The sequence below is a fragment of the Chitinophaga sp. NPDC101104 genome, from assembly GCF_050277495.1.
Classification (GTDB): domain Bacteria; phylum Bacteroidota; class Bacteroidia; order Chitinophagales; family Chitinophagaceae; genus Chitinophaga.
Genome location: NZ_JBNNSF010000001.1, coordinates 4,040,033 through 4,060,782, shown reverse-complemented (window position 1 = coordinate 4,060,782; position 20,750 = coordinate 4,040,033). Strand labels below are relative to the sequence as shown.

The 20,750-nt window shown below is 56.1% G+C and carries 11 protein-coding genes and 2 pseudogenes; 7 read left to right on the top strand and 6 right to left on the bottom strand.

Annotation, left to right across the window (positions count from 1 at the left end; translation table 11 throughout):
* Window positions 1-7: 7 nt before the first annotated feature.
* Complete coding sequence (locus ACQKLP_RS16385) at window positions 8-2,239, bottom strand: FUSC family membrane protein (RefSeq protein WP_427323860.1); 2,232 nt, start codon at window positions 2,237-2,239, stop codon at window positions 8-10.
* A gap of 375 nt (window positions 2,240-2,614) precedes the next feature.
* On the opposite strand from ACQKLP_RS16385, the gene smc reads away from it, so the two are divergent.
* The 5 genes and pseudogenes from smc to ACQKLP_RS16360 all read left to right on the top strand — a co-directional run.
* Entirely contained in the window at window positions 2,615-6,145 is a 3,531-nt protein-coding gene (smc, locus tag ACQKLP_RS16380) for a chromosome segregation protein SMC (protein WP_427323858.1), read from the top strand.
* Between the two features lie 126 nt (window positions 6,146-6,271).
* A complete protein-coding gene (locus ACQKLP_RS16375) occupies window positions 6,272-7,735 on the top strand; it encodes an MFS transporter (RefSeq protein ID WP_427323857.1) in 1,464 nt (487 codons plus the stop codon).
* Between the two features lie 43 nt (window positions 7,736-7,778).
* A complete protein-coding gene (locus tag ACQKLP_RS16370) occupies window positions 7,779-8,204 on the top strand; it encodes a hypothetical protein (protein ID WP_427323856.1) in 426 nt (141 codons plus the stop codon).
* A gap of 124 nt (window positions 8,205-8,328) precedes the next feature.
* Window positions 8,329-9,582, top strand: a pseudogene (locus ACQKLP_RS16365) (DUF7133 domain-containing protein); the annotation flags it as partial.
* Between the two features lie 327 nt (window positions 9,583-9,909).
* Window positions 9,910-10,551: pseudogene (locus ACQKLP_RS16360) on the top strand (c-type cytochrome); the annotation flags it as partial.
* Between the two features lie 77 nt (window positions 10,552-10,628).
* Here ACQKLP_RS16360 and ACQKLP_RS16355 read toward each other — a convergent pair.
* A complete protein-coding gene (locus ACQKLP_RS16355; protein WP_427323854.1) occupies window positions 10,629-11,300 on the bottom strand; it encodes an SDR family NAD(P)-dependent oxidoreductase in 672 nt (223 codons plus the stop codon).
* Between the two features lie 188 nt (window positions 11,301-11,488).
* On the opposite strand from ACQKLP_RS16355, the gene ACQKLP_RS16350 reads away from it, so the two are divergent.
* Window positions 11,489-12,124 carry a LuxR C-terminal-related transcriptional regulator gene (locus tag ACQKLP_RS16350; protein WP_427323853.1) on the top strand — a complete coding sequence of 212 codons (636 nt, stop codon included), beginning with the start codon at window positions 11,489-11,491 and terminating at the stop codon, window positions 12,122-12,124.
* Window positions 12,125-12,126: 2 nt separating this feature from the next.
* On the opposite strand, the gene ACQKLP_RS16345 is transcribed toward ACQKLP_RS16350, so the two are convergent.
* The 4 genes from ACQKLP_RS16345 to ACQKLP_RS16330 form a co-directional block, all read right to left on the bottom strand.
* Entirely contained in the window at window positions 12,127-12,672 is a 546-nt protein-coding gene (locus ACQKLP_RS16345) for a DUF192 domain-containing protein (protein WP_427323852.1), read from the bottom strand.
* Window positions 12,673-12,760: 88 nt separating this feature from the next.
* Complete coding sequence (gene mqnE / locus ACQKLP_RS16340; protein WP_427323851.1) at window positions 12,761-13,942, bottom strand: aminofutalosine synthase MqnE; 1,182 nt, start codon at window positions 13,940-13,942, stop codon at window positions 12,761-12,763.
* Window positions 13,939-16,107: a M43 family zinc metalloprotease gene (locus tag ACQKLP_RS16335; RefSeq protein ID WP_427323850.1), complete on the bottom strand. Its 2,169-nt coding sequence runs from the start codon at window positions 16,105-16,107 to the stop codon at window positions 13,939-13,941. The genes mqnE and ACQKLP_RS16335 overlap by 4 nt, the downstream gene beginning before the upstream one ends.
* A 94-nt stretch (window positions 16,108-16,201) precedes the next feature.
* Window positions 16,202-17,836: a NupC/NupG family nucleoside CNT transporter gene (locus ACQKLP_RS16330; RefSeq protein ID WP_427323848.1), complete on the bottom strand. Its 1,635-nt coding sequence runs from the start codon at window positions 17,834-17,836 to the stop codon at window positions 16,202-16,204.
* Window positions 17,837-18,046: 210 nt separating this feature from the next.
* On the opposite strand from ACQKLP_RS16330, the gene ACQKLP_RS16325 reads away from it, so the two are divergent.
* The gene (locus tag ACQKLP_RS16325; protein ID WP_427323847.1) at window positions 18,047-20,662 is read left to right on the top strand and encodes a gliding motility-associated C-terminal domain-containing protein; all 2,616 of its coding nucleotides are present in this window, start codon (window positions 18,047-18,049) and stop codon (window positions 20,660-20,662) included.
* The last annotated feature ends 88 nt before the right edge of the window (window positions 20,663-20,750 follow it).

Genomic DNA, 20,750 nt, shown 5'->3' with positions numbered 1-20,750 from the left:
CAACATATTAATCATTGATCTGGGCCGCGTGGATCGCGGCCTTTTTCATGTCTTTCAGGACGGAATAGAGCGCCTGGAGCTGATCGCGGACGTGCTTGATCTCCAGCATTTCTTCCCGCTCCACGGTTTGCCCCTGGCCCTGGTTGATCTGTTCCTGCCGCACGGCGATGAGGTGCGTGAGGCGTTCTTCGAGGGAATGGAAGGCGGCTGGCGCGGCGGGGTCTTCGCCCCAGGTGCCGGTATTGACGTATTGCACCACCTGGTCCATGAGCGTGTTGAGGAACAGCATGATATCCTTGTACTCCGGGTGCTGGTATTGCAGCCGGTGTTGGAGGGCGTAGCCAGATAACTGGGCGATGTGGCTGGAAAGGGAATGGCTCAGCACCACGAAATGGTAGAGCTGCGAACCGTGTTTCTGTTTGCTTTTGGGCTCCGACAGCATCCGCTGGAAGGCGGAAGTGAGGTTGGCGGTGGTCACGTGTACGTCTTTACGCGCCAGTTTGTACGCGATGAGGCTGAAAGGCTTGCCGGTATAGAGGTTGGTCACTTCCTGGAGGTACGCGCGGTTGGCTTCCATGGTTTTGATCATGTATTCGGGGAGGAAGCGGTACTCCCAGCTCGGCCAGAAAATGTAGTTGAAGAGGAATGCGATACCGCCGCCGATGAGGGTGTCCAGCACGCGCTGGGTCACGTTCTCGAAATCGGCCGGGTGGAGGAAATGAAGGAGGAAAACGATGAATGGCGTCATGAAGATCACGCTCGTCACGTAATGGTAAGTCTGGAAGCTGTACGCGCCCAGGATGCAGACGAGCATGACGGAAAAAATGACGACGTCGTTCTTGGTGAGCCACAGGATTCCCGCCGCGCAGATCGCGCCGATGATGGTGCCGATGATCCGCTGGAAGCTACGGGTCTTGGTAAGGCTGAAACCGGGTTTCATGATCACCATGATCGTCAGCAATATCCAGTAGGTCTTGCTCAGATCGAGCGCATGCCCCAATAGAAAGCCCGTGACCATGGCCAGGGCGGTGCGCAGGGCGTGGCGGAAGATGTGGGAATTGAAGGTCAGGTTGTTGCGGAAGGTCTCCACATCGTACCGCTGCCGCGTGGTGAAGGCGGAAAGCTCCAGCTGATGGTCGAACGAGGCTTCCTTGGCCCTTTCCAGCCGGGTGAGGCGGTGGAGGTTGTAGAGGCGCTGCGCGATGTGCTCCAGGTTGTCGAAAACACCGTCGAACGGAATGAGGTCTGCCCGTTCGCGCAGGGTGGGCAGGGAGGCTTGATAGGCTTTGAACGCCCGCCGCGATTTTTCCAGTTCCAGTTTGAGGTTGACGTGCGGGAGAGACCGTAGCCCCGCCGAAACCGCAATACCGATATGATCGAGCTCGTCGGCGAACTGGACGATGGTGTGGTGCAGCTGTTCGATGACCTGGGTGCCGGCGAATTTCTTTTGCAGCGAGGTATAGTCGATCTGGGAGGCCATGAACTGCTCGTGCATATCTACCAGGTCGAGGAATATCAGCACCATGGATTTGGAGATGGACGTGGTGCCCTGCTGTGCGGAGCGCATTTTCAGGAGCAGTTCGCGTACGGCTTCCATCTTTTCGTTGACGATCACCTGCTGGGCGAGCACGTCTTTATAAGTAGTGGTAATGTCTTTTTCGGGGCGGTAGAAGTCTGCCCGCAGGCGGAGGTACCGGGCGGTTTGCTGGATACAGTCGCCCAGGGTCTGCTGCACGGTGAGGTACGGCCGGATCTGCCAGAGCAGGAGGGCCAACAGGGCGTACCAGATGGAGCCGGAGAGCGTCAGCAGCGATACTTCGATCGCCATTTGCCAGGTCAGGTGCTCGGCCATGACCGATACCATGACCAGGAGGCCCCCCACGCCGATGTTCCCGCCGCGGTTGCCGTAGATGAGCAGCATACTGTAAAAGAAGCTGCAAAGCCCCACCCAGACCACGAGCGCCGGCGTGTAGGGTAGGAGGAGCCCCGTGCCCAGGGCCGTCAGGAAAATAAGAATGGTGCTGATAATCAGTCCATTGCGCTTATGGATGATGGTCCCCGGCACATCGGCGAGCGCGGTGCAGAGGGCGCCCATCGAGATGGCGATACCGGTAGACAAATGGCCGCTGAGGCCGAAAATAAGGGAGGGGACAACCACGCTCAGCGTTGTGCGCAGTCCGTTGCTGAAATGGTAACTGAAAATAAAGGCTTTCGCTTCTTTGGTCCAACGTTCTTGCATTGCGGGCAAAATTACGAATAAACCCGGCATCGGCCCCGGCGGGCGGCGGCAGGTGCGGATCTATGCGCAGGTGAGCGTATTTGATTCGTTATCAGTAAGATAGTGGTTATTGTTTAATATTGTGGTGTATAAATTATCCCCAAGTGTGTATAAATTCCTTATCCACATTTACAGGTTTGCGATAACTTACTGAAGAGAGATCGGATGCCCCGTTGCCATATCTGAAAACCGCCGCCACGGCTGGCAACCCTGCGCAGTGCTGTAATCAGCAGAATTCGATTATCTTTGGCGGCCAAATCATGGCGCAGGAATGTTTCGGGAACGGTGTTTCCGGGGATTGCTGCTTCATCTTTCGTAATTCGTAATCCGACAAATGTGCGTTTAAAAACATTAGAGATCAAGGGTTTCAAAAGTTTTGCGGATAAGACCGTACTGCATTTCGACGAAGGCGTGACCGGTGTGATCGGCCCGAACGGCTGCGGAAAGAGTAATATCATCGACTCTATCCGCTGGGTGATCGGCGAGCACAAGATCTCCAACCTCCGCTCCGAAAACCAGGCCGGCCTCGTCTTCAACGGCTCCCGCACCCGTTCCGCCTCCGGTATGGCCGAAGTGAGCCTCACTTTCGAGAACAACAAGAACGTACTCCCGACGGAATTCACCACGGTTACGATCACACGCAAATTCTACAAAAACGGCGACTCCGAATACCGGCTCAACGATGTGGCCTGCCGCCTGAAAGACATCCACAACCTCTTCCTCGACACCGGCGTCAGCACCGACTCCTACGCCATCATCGAGCTCGGGATGGTAGACGATATCATCAAGGACAAGGAAAACTCCCGCCGCCGCATGCTCGAGCAGGCCGCCGGGATCTCCATCTACAAAACCCGGAAAAAAGAAGCCAAATCCAAGCTGGACGCCACCGAAGGCGACCTCAACCGTATCGAAGACCTGCTCTTCGAAATCAATAACAACCTCAAAACCCTCGAGAGCCAGGCCAAAAAAGCCGAACGCTACTACGAGATCAAAAAAGACTATAAAGAAGCCAGCATAGAGCTCGCCAAAGCCGCCCTCGAAGGTTTTAACATCACCTTCCGCGACCTCACCGAGCAACAGCAGCAGGAAACCGACCGGAAATTCGCACTGGAAGCCGAAATCTCCACAGACGAGGCCGCCGTGGAACAGGACAAGCTCCATTTCGTGGCCAAGGAACGCGAGCTCCAGGTACTGCAACGCTCCTTCAACGAGCTCGTTTCCACCATCCGCACGAAGGAAAACGATAAAAACCTCGCTTCCCAGCAGCTGACCTACCTCCGCGAACGGGAAAAAGGCATCACCGACTTCCTCGGCAGCGCGGAAGGGCAGCTCAACGGCCTCACCGAATCCATCGCGTTCACCGAAACACAGGTGACCGACGAGGCCGAAGTGTTCGAATCCATGCAAGACGAACTGGAAACCCTCCAGGAAATGGTGGACGAGAAAAAACAACACTTCTCAGAGAAAAAACTCCACCTCGAAAACCTCCGCCGCGATCAGCAACAATGGCAACGCCAGCAGTTCGAAGCGGAAAAGAAAGTGGCCGTGGCCGATACCTCCGTCCAGAACCTCCAGCGCGGCATCCAGCAGCTCCAGGAGGAAAAGACGACCCGCCTCGCCCAGATCCAGCAGCTGGAAGATGAAAAAACAACGCTGCAAGACAACCTCCAGACCTCCAAAGAGGAACTGGAAGACATGATCGCTTTCCAGGAAGAGACCAAAGGCAAGATCCTCACCGCCCAGGGCGAGATCGAAGGGCTGCGCGACAAACTGGTAGACGAAAACCGGAAACTAGATTCCAAAAAGAACGAGTACGACCTCCTCAAATCACTCGTAGACAGCCTGGAAGGCTATCCTGAATCCATCAAGTTCCTCAAAAAGAACAATGAATGGAACAACAAGGCGCCCATCCTGTCCGACATATTCTTTTGTAAGGAAGATTACCGCACCTGCATCGAAAACCTGCTGGAGCCGTACCTGAACTATTACGTGGTCAACAACGCCGTGGAAGCCGTTCAGGCCATCCGCCTGCTCGACGGCAACAAGAAAGGCAAAGCCAACTTCTTCATCCTCGACCAGTTCAACCACCAGGCCGGCAGCCTTTTCACGCCGCCCGCCACCATCCCGGCGCTCGATCTGGTAGAGATCGACGAGAAATACAAAGGCCTGGGGAATTATCTCCTCGGCAAAGTGTTCGTGGCCGAAGATCTCGCATCCATCAACTTCAGCGAGCTCCCGGAGCAGGACGTGCTCATCACCGAGAAATCGGGCAAGATGCACCGCGGGAAATATAGCATGAACGGCGGTTCCGTAGGTTTGTTCGAAGGGAAGAAGCTCGGCCGCGCCAAGAACCTCGAAAAGCTCGACGCCGAAATCCGCGAGCTGGAAGGCGTGGTCAGCTCCCTCAAAACGAAACTCCAGGCCAAGCACGACGAAGTGCTGGGCTACAACAGCCAGCTCAACGAAAACAAGATCAACGCCGCCCGCGAGCGCGTCAATCAACTCAATAACCAGCTGTTCGGCCTCCAAAACCGTATCGAGAACTTCCACCACATGATCGAAACGGGCAATAAACGCCTCGCCGAAATGGAAGGTTCCCTCGCTACCAACGAACAGTCGATCTCCACCGTGAGAGACGAACTGGATACCCTCAACGACCGGGTGAACAGTCTGCACGACAGCATCGTGGCCGCCGAAAGGGCCAGCCAGGAAGCGGAGCAGCAGTTCAACCAGGCCAACGTCCAGTACAACAACCAGAACCTCCAGCACACGCGCCAGCAAAGCAAGGTGCAGGCCCTCAAACAGGAACTGGAATTCAAGCGCAAGCAACTGACCGACCTGCACGCCCAGATCGAAAGCAACCGCAGGCAGCTGGAAGACACCGCCGGCAACATCGCCGCGGCCGAAGACCGCCTCAGTACTTCCGAAGACGGATTGCTGGAACTGTTCCGCCGCCGCGAGGAAGAGGAAAAAGCCGTGAACGAGAAAGACCAGGAATACTATAACTTCCGTAACCACCTCCAGGAACTGGAAAGCGTGCTCCGCTCCAAGCAGAAAACGCGCGATATGCTCGATCAGCAGCTCAACCAGATCAAAGACAAGGTGAACGAACTGAAACTGCAACTGGCGTCCATGAAAGAGCGCCTCAGCGTGGAGTTCAAAGTAAACCTCGACGAGATACTGGACGAAGACCGTACGGGCACGCAGTCTGTCGAAGACCTGCAGGCCAACGCCGAACGGCTGAAAAAGCGCCTCGAGAACATGGGCGAGATCAACCCCACGGCCATCGAAGCGTATACCGAGATGAAGAAGCGGTACGAGTTCATCCTCGAACAGAAAAACGACCTGGTAAACGCCAAGGAATCGCTGCTGGCAACGATCCAGGAAGTGGAATCCACCGCCAACCAGAAGTTCCTCGACACGTTCAACCAGGTGAAGGAAAACTTCATCCGCGTGTTCAAGGCGCTGTTTACCGAAGAAGACCAATGCGATATGATCCTGAACGACCCCACCAACCTCGCGGATACCGGTATCGAGATCATCGCCAAGCCGAAAGGGAAACGGCCTGCCGCCATCACACAGTTGTCGGGTGGAGAGAAAACCCTCACCGCCACGGCGCTCCTGTTCGCCATTTACCTCATCAAGCCCGCGCCGTTCTGTATCCTCGATGAGGTGGACGCGCCGCTCGACGATGCCAACGTAGGTAAGTTCACCAACATGATCCGCAAGTTCTCCGACAATTCGCAGTTCATCATCGTTACGCACAACAAGCAGACGATGGCCGCGGTAGACGTGATCTACGGGGTAACCATGCAGGAAGCCGGCGTGAGCAAACTGGTGCCGGTAGACTTCCGCAGTCTCAACTAGCTACTAAAACATCACATGCGATAACTGCAGGCGCCTCCGAAAAGGGGCGCCTGTTTTGATTTATTATCAACCGGTTAAGCGGCTTTATCCGGCACAAAGATTGCGCACCAACCCCAAACCGGGCACATGAACTTACAGCCGAAAGACGTATTGACGGAACAGGAAGTGGAAAAAGGACTGCGGAAGGTAGTTTGGGACGGATTGTTCTCGGAAGCGATGACCACGCTTACCGGGGGCGCTTTCATCGTGGCGATGGCCATCCTGCTGGGGGCAAACAACCTACAGCTGGGTCTTATCGCGGCGTTGCCGACCATGGTGAACATGTTCCAGCTTATTTCGATCTGGCTGGTGCGGCAGTTCAACAACCGGCGGGCCATTACGGTAATTTGTTCGTTGCTGGCGCGTTTGCCGCTGGTGCTCATCGGCCTGGTACCGCTCATTTTCCCCGGTGTACTGTCTTTGGAACTGCTCATTCCCGTACTTTTCTTTTACTATTTGTCTGGCGCCATCGCCGGCGCCAGCTGGAATTCCTGGATGAAAGACCTGATACCCGAAAACCGCCTGGGTGCTTTTTTCGGGCGAAGGAGCGCCTTCATGCAATCGCTGAACGTGGTGCTGAGCCTGCTGCTGGCGCTGGGGCTCGATTATGTGAAGGATAATTTTCCTGCATTTGAAATGCAGAGTTATGGCCTGATGTTCGTGCTGGCGGGAACGTCCGGGATCATCGGGTCGTCGATGCTGGCGGGAACGCCGGAACCGAAGAAGATCCTGCCGCGGGAAAACGTGTTCGTCATGCTCCGCCGGCCGCTGCGCGACCCGAATTTCCGCCGGCTGCTCGTGTTCAATTCGGCCTGGGTGTTTGCCGTGAACATCGCATCGCCGTTCTTCAACGTGTTCATGATGAAAAGCATGAACCTGCCATTGTCGTACATCATCGGATTAACGATCCTCAGCCAGGTGAGCAGCATCCTTACGATCCGCATCTGGGGCCAGTTCGCGGACCGGTATAGTAATAAGACCATCATTGCCATCGGGGCGCCGCTGTATATCATCTGTTTGCTGGCCTGGTGTTTCGTGGGGCTTTGGTCGTACCTCTGGCCGAACCTCGTATTGCTTTCGCTTATTCATATTTTGATGGGTTTCTCGAACGCGGGGATCAATCTAAGCCTCACCAACATCGGCCTGAAACTGGCGCCCACGGCCGATGCGATCATTTATCTCTCCGCCAAGAACATCATTACCGCTATTTTTTCCGCGCTGGCGCCGCTGGCCGGCGGTATCCTGGCCGACTACTTCACGGGCCGCCACCTGAAAGTGGACGCGGAGTGGGGAGGGCCCCGGTGGACGAAATCCCTGCACATCATCGAACTGCAGGACTGGAACTTCCTTTTCCTGTTCGGCGCGCTGCTGGGGCTGATCGCGGTCAATCTGCTGGCGAAGGTGAAGGAGAAAGGGGAGGTGGAGAAAGATGTGGTGGTGCGGATCATGCGAAGTACCGTGCGCAACAACCTGAAAGAGAATTTCGTGGTGGGAAGCTTGATGAACGGGTATTCGCAGATCAGGAACGTTTTCAGGCGGAAGTTTTTTTGATCCGCTTGAATTTGTACTTTGGCCGTAAAGTAAAATTACTTGTATGAACGTAACATCTGGTCCCGGGGAAGAAAGCGCGGCATATTATGAAGCTGAGGCGTTGCTCATTGCTTTATTAGGTGATGACCCGGATATGCTGGAATCCGTTATCAAAGCCGGTGGAGATGTAAATACAGCTTTCGAAGACGGGCAAACGCCGCTGCATATTTTAATGGACGTCGCGATAGATGGCATGATGCAGGAAAATCTGGATACCCCTGATCCTGAAACCATGAAAATGATCGGGCTTTTGCTGGGAAACGGGGCTGAACTTTCCCGTTTAAATGATGCCGGAGAAACACCGTTGGACATACTAAACGTTTATGCCGCCGGCAGTAAAGAAGGCTTCGAACGCCTGAAAGACATATTCCGCGGCCTCATTCCGGATATCGACGACCGGATAACTTATATTTCTGGAAGTTCGGTTTAACCACCTACCACTGATCAAGATTTACATCGTTTTTGCCCTTCCAAATCTTATTTTAGCCCCCGCAAATTTTTGACTTCCGGGCAGGATTTGTATATTTTCGACTTAATACAATCGATTTCAAAGCATGAAGGGAGGCTTTAGCACCAGGAAACTGACTTATCTCGGGGGATTGCTCGTGCTGTGGGCACTTGCCGCCTGCCAGCCCGCAGGCAAAGGCGCCAAGGCAGATTCGCTCGCCATGCGCAGGGATTTCGCGGAAAGCCCCGTGCTTTCTCCTGAAGATGCCCTCCGTTCCTTCCGGCTCGAAGAAGGCTTCACGATCCAGTCCGTCGCCGCCGAGCCACAGGTCGTAGTGCCCGTGGCCATGACGTTCGACCGCAACGGCCGTATGTGGGTCGCGGAGATGACCGGCTATATGCCCGATACCGCCGGCACCGGCGAAGACGTTCCCAACGGAAAGATCGTTATCCTCGAAGATACCAACGGCGATGGCCGGGCTGATACCCGCACCGTGTTCCTCGACTCCCTCATCCTCCCGCGCGCCCTCGCCATCGTGGGCAACGGCCTGCTGGTGGCAGAGCCCCCACGGCTCTGGTACATCGAAATCAACCACGACAAACCCGGCCGCAAAACCCTCGTCGATTCCCTGTATACCGAAGGCGGCAACGTGGAACACCAGCCCAATGGCCTCCTCCGGGCTATGGACAACTGGATCTATTCCGCCAAATCCTCCAAACGCTATCGCCTCGAAAACGGGAAATGGCGCAAAGAGGAGACCCATTTCCGCGGGCAGTGGGGCATCACGCAAGACGATGAAGGCCGCCTTTTTTACAATAATAACTCCGAAAACCTCCTGGGCGATTATTTCTCTCCCGGCCTCGGCAGCAATAATCCTAACCAGCGCCGCGTGGAAGGGTTCAACGAAAACATCGTCCCCGATAACCGCACCTGGCCCATCCGCCCCACGCCCGGCGTCAACCGCGGATATATGAAAGGTGTGCTGGACGATAGCCTCCGCCTCGTCAATTTCACCGCCGCCTGCGGCCCCGTGATCTACCGCGATCCGCTTTTCGGCGCCGCATTTCTGAATAATCCCTTCGTGGCCGAACCTTCCGCGAACCTCATCAAACGTAACATCCTCAGCGATAGCGGCTATTTCGTCAAAGGAAAACAGGCCTACGCCGGCCGCGAATTCCTCGCCAGCACAGACGAGCGGTTTCGCCCCGTGAACCTCTACCTCGGTCCCGATGGCGCGCTGTACGTGTTAGACATGTATCGCGGCATCATCCAGCATAAAACTTACCTCACGCCATATCTGAAAAACGAGATCGGCATGCGCGGGCTCACCGATCCGCTGAATTGTGGCCGTATTTACCGCATCTTTCCCAAAAACTCGAAGCCGCAAACTTTCAAAATCGGCGATACGCCCGCAGATTGGGTGAATGCACTGCAACATGAAAACGGCTGGGTGCGCGACAAAGCGCAGCAATTGATCGTGGACGGACAGCGGAATGAACTTGTTCCGCAATTGCGTGAAATATTACGGGCTGGCAATAATAATTACAGCCAACAGCACGCGCTCTGGGCGTTGGAAGGCCTCCACGCGCTTACGGCTGCAGACATATTGCCGTTGCTCGATACCACGAAAGCGGCACTTTGCCGCCAGGGGCTGTCGGTTTTGCCATCCGTGCTGAACAAATCCAATATGCAGCAACTCCTTCCGAAAATGACGGAGGCCGCTACCGCGAAAGTAACCGCGCCGGTTGCCGCATACATACTCCCGTTCGTGGCGAAGGTGGACCCGGCGGCCGCAAAAGCCCTCCTGGCAAGCATCTGGCAACGCTATCCCAATGATAAGGTTATCGCGGACGCGGTTATCAGCAATGCGAAGGACAAAGAAGCTGAACTGCTGGCTGCCATCAAAACCTGGAACGCCGATACTAACCTCGTCATCCGCCGCCGGCTGGAAAAGGTGCTGGTCGATATTTCCAATCACCGCAAAGCCCGGCTGGACGAAGCCCTCGTCCGCGAGTTCCCCCGCGGCAACCTGCTCTTCAAAACCATTTGCCAAACCTGCCATGGCGCAGACGGTGAAGGCATTCAATCCCTCGCGCCGCCGCTCAACCACTCCGAGATCGTGACCGGGAAAAAGGAACGCCTCATCGCCATCGTGCTCTATGGCCTCACCGGGCCCGTGCAGGTCAATGGCAAAGTGTACAAATCCCCCGAGATCAACGGCGACATGCCGGGCATCGCCAGCAACGACGAGTTCTCCGACGCAGACATCGCGCAGCTGATGAGCTTCCTCCGCAACGCATGGAGCAATAAGGCCGAAAAGGTCTCGGAAAGCGATGTGCAGGCCGTCCGCAAAAAGTACAGAGGCCGCCAGAAATCGTTTACGATGGAAGAGCTGAAGTAATTTTTCTACAGCGCGAAATGCTTTCCGGTAGCCACATTCCGGAATTCGCCGCTATTTTTCTGCGCGAAAATAATGTCGAGGATCCCTGCTGCGGAGGCTTCCGGCAGCAACGGCGCCTGATCGCCGCCCAGTTTGGTGCGCACCCAGCCCGGGTGCACCGCCGTCACCGTTATCTTCTTTTCCGTTAACCGCTGCGCAAGCATTTTCGTGTAAATATTCACCGCGCCTTTCGACATCCGGTAAGCCGGGCCGTTCATGGCGATTTCCGTGAGCAGCGACATGTCTGTCGAAATGTTGATGACCTGTCCGCCGGGAGGCACCAGCCCGATCACGGCCTCGGTAAAGAATACGAGCCCGGTGACGTTGGTGGAGAAGGTGTTTTCAAAGGAAGTTCTTTCCGGAACGGTCTGGAATACATCGTCGGCCACGCCTGCGTTGTTGATGAGCAGATCGATGGAGACAGACATGCCGGTGAGGGATTGCCGGCAGGCTTCGATGCTGGCGGGGTCGCGCACGTCGAGCTGGAGGCAGAAGAATTGCGGATGGCTCAGCGCGTCGATATACCCGGAGCGCGAAGTGCCGATCACGCGGTATCCCTGGCCGAGGAGCCTGGCAGACAGCGCGAGGCCGATGCCGGCGTTGGCGCCGGTGATGAGAGCAGTGTTGGGTCGCTTCATGAGAGAGGTTTACCGCAAAATTATCCCGCAGCCGGTGCCGCGGCCTACGCAGCAGCGCGTAATTTTCCGGGCAGCACTGCCTAAGTACCACTACTACCACATAAGCATGTGATACGTACCCTGCTAAACCATGCATTTCCAACGCCTGATGAGTAATTTCGTCCTTTAACCTCAAAATGCCATATAGTATGAAGATCAGGTTGGGAATTGCCGATGCCCACCCCGTGATCGGCAAAGGGATCGCGGCCATGCTTGCTCCATATCCGCATATCGAGACGGTTTTCTCGCTGACGGACTGGCGCGACCTGGGCGCCGAACTGAGCCGTGTGCCGGTTGACATTCTCCTGCTCGATCTCCACATGCCCGAGCAGAACGTGGCAGGATTGTGCAAAATGCTGCGGAGGGATTTCCCGGAATGCCGCATCGTGGGCATGTCTGCCACCCAGGAAACCGTGGAGGTAAAGCAGGTCATGCGGGCCGGAGCGGCCGGTTACTTATTGAAGAGTATGGACGAAGAAGGGTTGCTGGCCGCGCTGGAAGCGGTTTACGAAGGGAAACAGTATATCGATACCAAGGTAAAGGCGATGTTGCTGGAAGATTTGTTCCAGCACAAAAAGCGATTGCGGAAGAAGGATGTGCTGACCCGGCGCGAAACGGAGATACTGGAACTGATCGCGCGGGAATTCAGCAGCCGCGAAATCGCAGACAAGCTGTTTGTCAGCCTGCGGACCGTTGATACCCACCGTTTCAACATCATACAGAAATTGCAGGTAAAGAACGCCGCAGGACTGATCAAGGAAGCTTACAAGCGAGGGCTTGTATAAGTTTATTTCAGTTTGGTGAACTCGATCTTGTCGCCCACCTGCACATGATATTTGTCGGAGAACCCGGCATTGGTTTCCACCACATATTGCGCCGGTTTGAGGGACGGAACGCCGTCTTCGCTGAGCGGGGTGGTGTATTTGCGGATGGAAACGATCTCCTTATTGGCATCTACGTACATGATATCCAGCGAAATGTAGGTGTTCTTCATCCAGAACGATTGTTCGGCCGCGGCTTCGAAAATGAACAACATGCCTTGCGTGTCTTGCATGGTTTTGCGGTTCATGAGGCCGAGCGCGCGCTCTTCGTCTGTCTGCGCCAGTTCGATATCGATGGTTTTGATCGTATCGCCTTTTGCTTTGCTGATGAAAGACAGTTCGCCTTCCTTGGTGAACACCGGGCCATCGTCTACCGCCGGCGTAGTGGTGGCGGGGGAGGTGGTCGTGTCTGTAGTAGCGGAGGCGTTATCGCCCTGTTGCCCGTCTTTCGGCTGGCAGGCGGCCAGGTACAAAGCGCCCGTGAGGGCCAGTACCAGGTTGAGTTGCTTCATTTTGCGGATTTTTAGAGGCTTGAAGGTAGTAAAAAAGCAAAAGAGGAAAAGCGATGCCTTTCCTCTTTTGGAAATATTAACAGTTCTGTCAGTTTTTGAATTCATCGTCCGTGAACTCCACATTGGAAAAATCGCGGATTTCGTTGTAGACCGTGTCCCTTTCGATGGGCGACCTCCCGGCCTGGCGGATCAATATGGCCAGTTCGGCGGTGCTCATAGACGGTTTCTGCTCTTCGGCGCCTGCCATGGAGTAGATTTTGGTGGTATCGTCGATGGTGCCGTCGAGGTCGTTCACGCCGAAGGAAAGCGTCAGTTGCGCCGTGCTGCGGCCGAGCATGGGCCAGTACGCTTTCAGGTGGGGGAAGTTGTCCATATAAAGGCGGGCAACGGCGTACATTTTCAGGTCTTCCACGATGGAGGATTCCGGAACGTTCGCCATCTCGTTGTCTTTGTTGCGGAACTTGAGGGGGATGAAGGTGTTGAAACCATGGGTTTCGTCCTGCAGCCGGCGGAGTTGCTCCATATGGTCTACCCGGTGCCAGTATTGCTCCACGTGGCCATACAGCATGGTGGCGTTGGTGACCATGCCGGTGTTGTGGGCGGCGCGGTGGATGGCGAGCCAACCGTCTCCGTCCACTTTATCGTGGCAGATCTGCGCGCGGATGTCGGGGTGGAAAATTTCTGCGCCGCCGCCGGGCAAGCTTTGCAGGCCGGCTTCGTGCATGAGGCGCATCCCTTCTTCGATGCTCACTTTCGCCTTGCGGAACATGTAATCCAGCTCCACGGCGGTGAAGCCTTTGATGTGAAGGTCTGGCCGGTGGGCTTTGATCTTGCGCATGAGGTCCATGAAGAACTCCATCTGCATCTTGGGGTGAACACCGCCCACGATGTGGACTTCGGTCACGGGCTGGCCATCGTACTTCTTCACGATGTCGAGCATTTCATCAACGCTCAGTTCCCAGCCTTCTTCACGGTTTTTGTATAATTTGGAATAGGAGCAGAATCTGCAGGTAAAAACGCAAACGTTGGTCGGTTCGATGTGAAAGTTGCGGTTGAAATACGTCTTGTTCCCGTGCATCCTTTCGCGAACGTGATTGGCCAGGGCGCCGAGCAATCCTACATCTCCCTTTTCAAACAGCACGATGCCGTCTTCCTGCGAAATCCGTTCCTGCGCCAATACCTTGTCTGCGATCGTCTTCAGCTGGCTGTCGAGCGTAGTAGCTGCAAGGAGGGCGGCAAGCGCCGGTTTCGGTCCTGAGTTCGTCGTCATTTTGCTTTCACTATTTTATAAGTCCTTACCGATTGGCTATAGAATAACTTTACAAAGTAAACACCATTTGGGGCATTTACCAAATCAATTGTCAGCCTGTTCCCGCTCCGCTGCAGCGATTCCCGGCGGTACACTTCACGCCCCAGCGCATCGTAAACGGCCACGCCTTTCAGGTCTTCCGGCCACTGTAAAAACTCCACGAAAAACCGGTCGCGGAAAGCATTCGGCCAGATAAGCAGCCCTTTTTCCCGCAGCTCCGGGTGCACAGGCCGGCTTTCCAGCTGGATATTATCGAGATACACATTGTTCTCCCAGTTGCAGGTATTGCGGAACACGACACGGAAGGCCCGTCCCTTGAGGATATGCGTCAACTCCACCGTATCGCGCCTCCATTCGCTGGCCGTCGGGTAGAATTCCGTATCCGTCGGTATGCGGCGCGTCACCAGCGAAGTCCCCCATTTCTTGTAACCCGTGGGGATGAACGTTTGCCCGCAATCGAAGGTGACCATCACCTCCAGCGTATCCCACATCGTTCCGGCCGTACCGATGGGCGTTGTGGTGGCCGCCGCGATATCGAAAACGAGGCGGACGGAATCGCTGCCGGTAGTGGTCATACCGGGGCCCAGCAGGTCGTCTATCGCATGGTTGGTACTGTAAAAGAAGTTGCGCATCACGGCGGAATGTGTGCTGTTGCTGCCGTAATCGGTCCGCTGCCAGGTAGGGCCACGGTCCGGGTTAAGGACGGTAAATCCGGCAGGAGGGAATCCCGCGTTCTCGAACCCTTCCGCCAGCGGGAAAGCCGACGGCGTCGCAAACGTCATGTTTACGGAAGCAGAATCGTTCTCCGGCTGCTCGTCGGCCACCCCGTTGGGGTTCACGGTATAGGCCTGCAGCGTGGCCGCGCCGATCGGGGCGGTAAACGGCGGCAGTTCCACCACCGCCTGCGCCAGGGAGCCCAGGTTGCCCGTCCAGCCGAAATCCACCGGCGCGCCGTTATTCACGGTGTAGCGAATGGTTACTTTCGTCAAAGCCGCCGATCCCCGGTTCTTCAGCACCACGCGCGGCGTTTGGCCGGGTTCGCAAAGGTAGCCAATGGGCCGTTTCACCGCGTTCACGGAAGCATCGTTGGCTTTCTGGTCTACCGGCTGGCAGCCGTCGGAGAACATCAGCGAAGCGCGCTGCGTTTCCAGGGCGGTCCGCATACGGTCGGTCTGCCCCGAAGTGAAGAAATGCATGCAGGCATCGTTCACGTAATCCATGTAATTCATGTACATGAGCCCCGGTGCTGCAGGACTGCAATTGTCTGTCAGCACGCCGTTCGGGCAATCATAGTTCTGTTCGCCCTGCGGCGGCGTATCGGCCACGTTATCGTCGTCAGTACAGGTATTGCTGTCGGTATTGCCCCAGATGTGGTAAAGGTTGAAGAAGTGCCCGATCTCGTGTGTGAGCGTGCGGCCGAGGTTGAACGGCGGGCGGGCAGAACCGGAGCTGCCGAATGCCCTGTAATGCACCACCACGCCCTGTTCTTCCGGCACATATAACTGCGGGAAGGTGGCCACGCCGAGGTAGTTGTCGCGCAGTTCACAGACCCAGATGTTGAGGTAACGGTCTGAATCCCAGGCGGCCACACCACCGGTACCTGTATATTTCACTTCGGCGCCGGCATTGTCGATCGGGAAGGTGCGGTTGGAGACGGTCCGCGTGATACCGTTGGTCGGGTCGCCGTCGGGCGTGCGTGCGGCCAGGCAGAACTGTATTTCCGGGTTGCCGGTGAGGGCTTGCCATACGGCGGGGACCTGCGATACGTCCGTGTTCTGGGCGATATAGTCGAGATTGAGGGATGCCAGCTGATCGAGGATCTGTTCGTCCGTCACCTGCGCCGGGTCCGGCAGCACGATGTGGACCACAACGGGGATCGTGACGCGGTTGAAGGTCCGGAAAGGGCCGGGTTGCGTTTTGGGGCGACGGAGCTGTTGTTCCATCACGCGCAGTTTATCCTGCAGGAGCGGTTGCGACTGAAGTTTTTTCTGGAGCGCGACGTCGGTACCGCATTTCCGTTGGGCGAAAGCGGCGGCAGACGTGGCCATAAGGGCGATCAGGAAGAAAATACGCAATCGGATCTGGTTATAGGTGATAGTGATATGATTGATTGTAAAAGTAAACATGGAAAACGTTATTTGGAGGGCTATCCTGCAAAAAGGCGGATTTTCCGGCCAAAGACGCTGAATGCCAGGTTTTACCGCCCGGAAGGAATTTTTTTTAGCTGAGCGCCCCGGCGATGCAGCCGCACATCAGGCAGGCGATCGTTCCGCCGATGAGGGCCTTCAGCCCCAGTTCCGTGAGGTTTTTGCGCTGGTTGGGCGCCAGTTGGCTGATGCCGCCGATCTGGATGCCGATAGACGCGAAATTAGCGAAGCCGCACAGTGCGTAAGTGGCGATGAGGAGCGACTTGGGATCGCGGATCACGTTGGCTTCCTTCATTTGCGACAGCGATTGATAGGCGAGGAATTCGTTCAGTACGGTTTTGATGCCCAGGAGTTGCCCTACTGCCAGGATATCCGTTGAGGCTACGCCGATGAGCCAGGCAACGGGGGAGAAGAGGTAGCCGAGGATCATGTCCAGCGAAAGGGAGGTGTACTGCCCGCCGCTCATATTGGTGATGTACGCGTTCAGGTTGGTTTGATCGCCGACCCAGCCCAGCATGGCGTTTACGACATACATCATGGCGGTGAACACGATGAGCATGGCGCCCACGTTCACGGCGAGTTTCAGGCCGTCTGTGGTGCCGAGGGAAATGGCGTCGAGGAAGTTGTCGCCCAGTTTTTCTTTGGGGATTTGCAGGTCTTTCTGAATGAGATGGTCCTGCGTTTCGGGGAACATGAGTTTGGCGCAGACGATGGCGGCGGGGGCGCTCATGATGCTCTGGCTGAGCATGTGGAGCGAAAAGTATTCCTTGGCCAGTTCGTCCGTTCCGCCGAGCATGCCCACATAGGCGGCCATGACGCTGCCGGCGGTGTTGGCGAATCCGCCGACCATGATGAGCATGATCTCGGAGCGCGTCATTTTGTCGAGATACGGCCGGATCATGAGGGGCGCTTCGGTTTGCCCGAGAAAGATATTGGCGGCGGTGGAAAGGCTTTCCGCGCCGGAGATCTTCATCTTGTTCAGCAGGTATGCGAAAACGAAAACGATTTTCTGGAGAATGCCGAGGTAGTAGAGGATAGACGACAGCGCCGCGAAGAAAATAATGTTGGGCAGTACCTGGACGGCGAAAATATAGGCCCAGGAGCCCGAGGGGTCGGCGAGTTTCCCGAACATGAAGTCTGTCCCTTTATGGCTGATGTTGATCAGGTCTACGAAAGCGGAGGATACGGTGCTGAGGGCGCGGCGGAACACGTCTGGCGGGCACCATTGCAGGTATACGGAGATCGTGAGGAGGAAGCAGGCGGCCAGCACGGTCCATTTGAGCAGTTCGAGGTTCCTTTTGGGGAGGAATTTCGCCATGACGAAGATGGGGACCAGTCCCGCCGCAAAGGCAACCGCCGGCAACTGATAATCCGGGCTGCGCACGATCCCGAAAAAGAACCCCGCGAGCGCCGCCAGCGATAACAGCCAGGCAACAGGGTCTCCCATCGGCCCGAACCCTTCCTTTGCCCTGCGCAGCACCCGCCGGACGGTGAAAACGGTGATCAGGATGCCAAAGAGCAGCCAGAATACCGGCTGCCCGCCCACGCGCGTGTCCAGCACGCCCATGGCGAACATGACCTGCGCACAGATCCCCATTCCTACAAGCCGCCAGTTAACAGCGCGCCGGTTGTTGCTCAGGAGGTAACATACGAGCACAAGAAACGTCATGCCCAGTGCACCACGGGCGATATTCTCCCAATGTAACATGTGGTATGAAAGTAAGATAAGGTCAAGACAAGAGGTGATACACCCGGCAAAATAAGGAAAGTAAATAAAACTGGAATAAAATATCGAAAAAAATAATATCTTTCCCGCGCCGAATCATATTGAATCGTCAAAGTAATGCGCTCATACCTATACCTCATTTGTTTGGTCCTCTGTCAGTCCCTTTCCGTTCACGCCCAAACAGCCAGCTTTATGGCGCCGGACACGGTTTGTGTCGGTACCCCCGTCAACATCACGGACCAATCCGCCGGTGTGGGCACCTGGTTCTGGAATTTCTGTTCCGGCAGCCTCTTCACCCAACCCCGGCTCACCAACCTCGGAAACTTCGGTGCGAGCCTGAACGGGCCCGTCCATAGCGTTATCACGGAAGAAAACGGACGGTTTTACGTGTTCGTGATCAATAACTTCGATCGCAACATCACCCGCCTCGATTTCGGGAACAGCCTCCTCAATACGCCGACATTCACCATGCTCACCCAATTCACCGCCATAATGCCCGACAATGCCGAAGGCGTGCAGGCGGTGGAAGACGCGGCCGGGAAACACCTCATCGTAGTAGGCGGCAACTCCTTCGCCGTTCCGAAGATCGTTCGGCTGGATTTTGGCGCTTCCTGGGCCAATACGCCCACCGGTGGCGTAGACTGGGGCAATGTCGGCAATGTGCTGGCTTACCCTTACGATCTCTTTATCGTCCAGGAGGGCGGCAGATATTACGGTTTCGCCACCAACCAGCAAAACCATACTTTGACGCGGTTCGATTTCGGTACCGATTTTACGACGGTCCCGGCGATGGTGAACCTCGGCAATATCGGCGGCCTCATGAACGTACCCTATGGATTGCAAATGGTGAAAGAAGGGACCAACTGGCATATGTTCGTCACAAACCAGAACAGCCACCTGGTACGGTACGATTTCGGGGCCAGTGTCACGAATGCGCCTACCGGGACCGACCTCGGTACCATGGGCGGACTGCTGAGCGAGCCGCGCGACGTAACCGTGTTCCAGGATTGCGGGGAAACGTTCCTGCTGGTCATCAACAACGGGAACAACCTGTTGGTGCGGGTAGACCTCGCTGGCGGGATTACCGGCACGCCAACGGCCACTTCATTGGGCAACCCCGGCGGTTTGCTGGACTTCCCACCCTCTATCTCTACGATTTTCCGTACCGGGAACGATCTGCATGCGTTCATCCCTGATGTGGGAACGGGCGGGATCACACGGCTCACGGTCAGCAGTTGCAATAATTCCTCCATCCCCAATTTCGCCGGCCAAACGCCGCCTTCCATCACATACGATCAGCCCGGCACCTATACCATCAACCTGATCACCGACATTGGCACCCTCAACCAGCGGAGCTTCTGCAAGAATATCGTAGTACTGCCCGTTCCCACCGTGGAGCTGGGCCAGAACAATATCGTGATCTGCAATGGCTCGCCCGTGTCCCTCGACGCAGGGCCCGGGCCGAATTTCAGGTATAGCTGGACGAACGGGGAAGACGATCGCGCCATTACCGTAACCGGCTCCGGCACTTTCGGCGTGAGCGTGTTCAATGGCGGATGCACCGTCACCGACGCCATCGATATTTCCATCACTTCCGCCGTAGTGACGACCGGCACAGTGCAGGACGTAGATTGCAACCACGCAACAGGCGAAGTGCAACTGCAGGTTTCCGGCGGAACGGCGCCCTATGCGTTCCGGCTGAACGGCGGTGCTATCGGTGCCATTCCCGAATTCAAGAACCTCGCGATAGGGAATTACGTAGTCAACGTTACGGACAACAACGGCTGCTCCGGGCTCTACAACTTCGCAGTGACCCGAGACCTGCTGCGGACGCTTACCACCAGCGCCACCAGCAACGATCCCAGCTGTTTCGGGATGGCCAACGGCTCCATCCTGGCGCAGGTAAGCCAGGGCACTGCGCCGCTGCAGTTCGCGCTGAATAACGGCGCTTTCGGAAGCTCGCCCGATTTCCAGAACCTGGGCGCCGGTTCATATAAAGTTTACATCAGGAATGCTTATTGTATTGACAGCCAGCAGGTTACGCTTGTGCAGCCGGATGCGCTCATGTTGCCTTACACGGCCTGGCAAGATACCTGTAACCGGTTGAAAGGATGGGTGGATTTCAGTCCGCAGGGCGGTGTGGCGCCTTACAGCCTTACCTGGAACGGGAATGTGGTGAACGGTACGGAAGTGAAAGGCCTGGGCGTGGGGATTTACAGCGCGCAGCTCATGGATGCCAATGGCTGCCAGCAGGCGGCGAGCATTTATGTGCCGAACCTGAACCTGGGGAGGATGAGGATCCTGACGCCAGATACCATCGTTTCTATCGGGGATGCGTTTACGCTCAGGGCCGGCAACGCTGCGGACTACATCTGGAGCCCCGTGACGCAGGGCAACATCGCCTGCCCGGTATGCCCGGAAACGCCCGCCAGGCCGCTGGTAGCCACGCAATACATCGTGCGTACCCTCACCGGCGCCAATTGCATCGCAGCGGATACGGTAAACGTCATGGTCGATTATGCTTCCATGCTGGCGATGCCGAATGCGTTTTCCCCCAACAAAGACGGGGTGAACGACGTATTCCGCCCCAAATCGAAAGCGGTGATGGCGTTCAGCATGCAGATCTATAACCGGATGGGCAATCTGCTCTTCACGACCACAGACCACCGCAAAGGTTGGGACGGTACCCACAACGGCGAACCGCAACCCGTCGGCACCTATGTCTACGTCATCCGGTTCGGCTTCTGGCAGGCAGATGGAAAATTGGAGCTGCAAGACAAAAAAGGGACATTCGACCTCATCCGTTAGTGGAGGTAATGGAAGTTTAATTATTGACAATCAATTCATTAAAATAAAAAGCCGTCCGGTATTAACCAGACGGCTTTTTCAATATGCT

Excerpts from the sequence above, each read along its gene's own strand:
- ACQKLP_RS16330 (WP_427323848.1), bottom strand. The coding sequence starts at position 17,836 with ATGTTACATTGGGAGAATATCGCCCGTGGTGCACTGGGCATGACGTTT.
- ACQKLP_RS16355 (WP_427323854.1), bottom strand. The coding sequence starts at position 11,300 with ATGAAGCGACCCAACACTGCTCTCATCACCGGCGCCAACGCCGGCATC.
- mqnE (WP_427323851.1), bottom strand. The coding sequence starts at position 13,942 with ATGACGACGAACTCAGGACCGAAACCGGCGCTTGCCGCCCTCCTTGCA.
- ACQKLP_RS16375 (WP_427323857.1), top strand. The coding sequence starts at position 6,272 with ATGAACTTACAGCCGAAAGACGTATTGACGGAACAGGAAGTGGAAAAA.
- ACQKLP_RS16385 (WP_427323860.1), bottom strand. The coding sequence starts at position 2,239 with ATGCAAGAACGTTGGACCAAAGAAGCGAAAGCCTTTATTTTCAGTTAC.
- ACQKLP_RS16335 (WP_427323850.1), bottom strand. The coding sequence starts at position 16,107 with ATGTTTACTTTTACAATCAATCATATCACTATCACCTATAACCAGATC.
- ACQKLP_RS16370 (WP_427323856.1), top strand. The coding sequence starts at position 7,779 with ATGAACGTAACATCTGGTCCCGGGGAAGAAAGCGCGGCATATTATGAA.
- ACQKLP_RS16325 (WP_427323847.1), top strand. The coding sequence starts at position 18,047 with ATGGCGCCGGACACGGTTTGTGTCGGTACCCCCGTCAACATCACGGAC.
- ACQKLP_RS16345 (WP_427323852.1), bottom strand. The coding sequence starts at position 12,672 with ATGAAGCAACTCAACCTGGTACTGGCCCTCACGGGCGCTTTGTACCTG.
- ACQKLP_RS16350 (WP_427323853.1), top strand. The coding sequence starts at position 11,489 with ATGAAGATCAGGTTGGGAATTGCCGATGCCCACCCCGTGATCGGCAAA.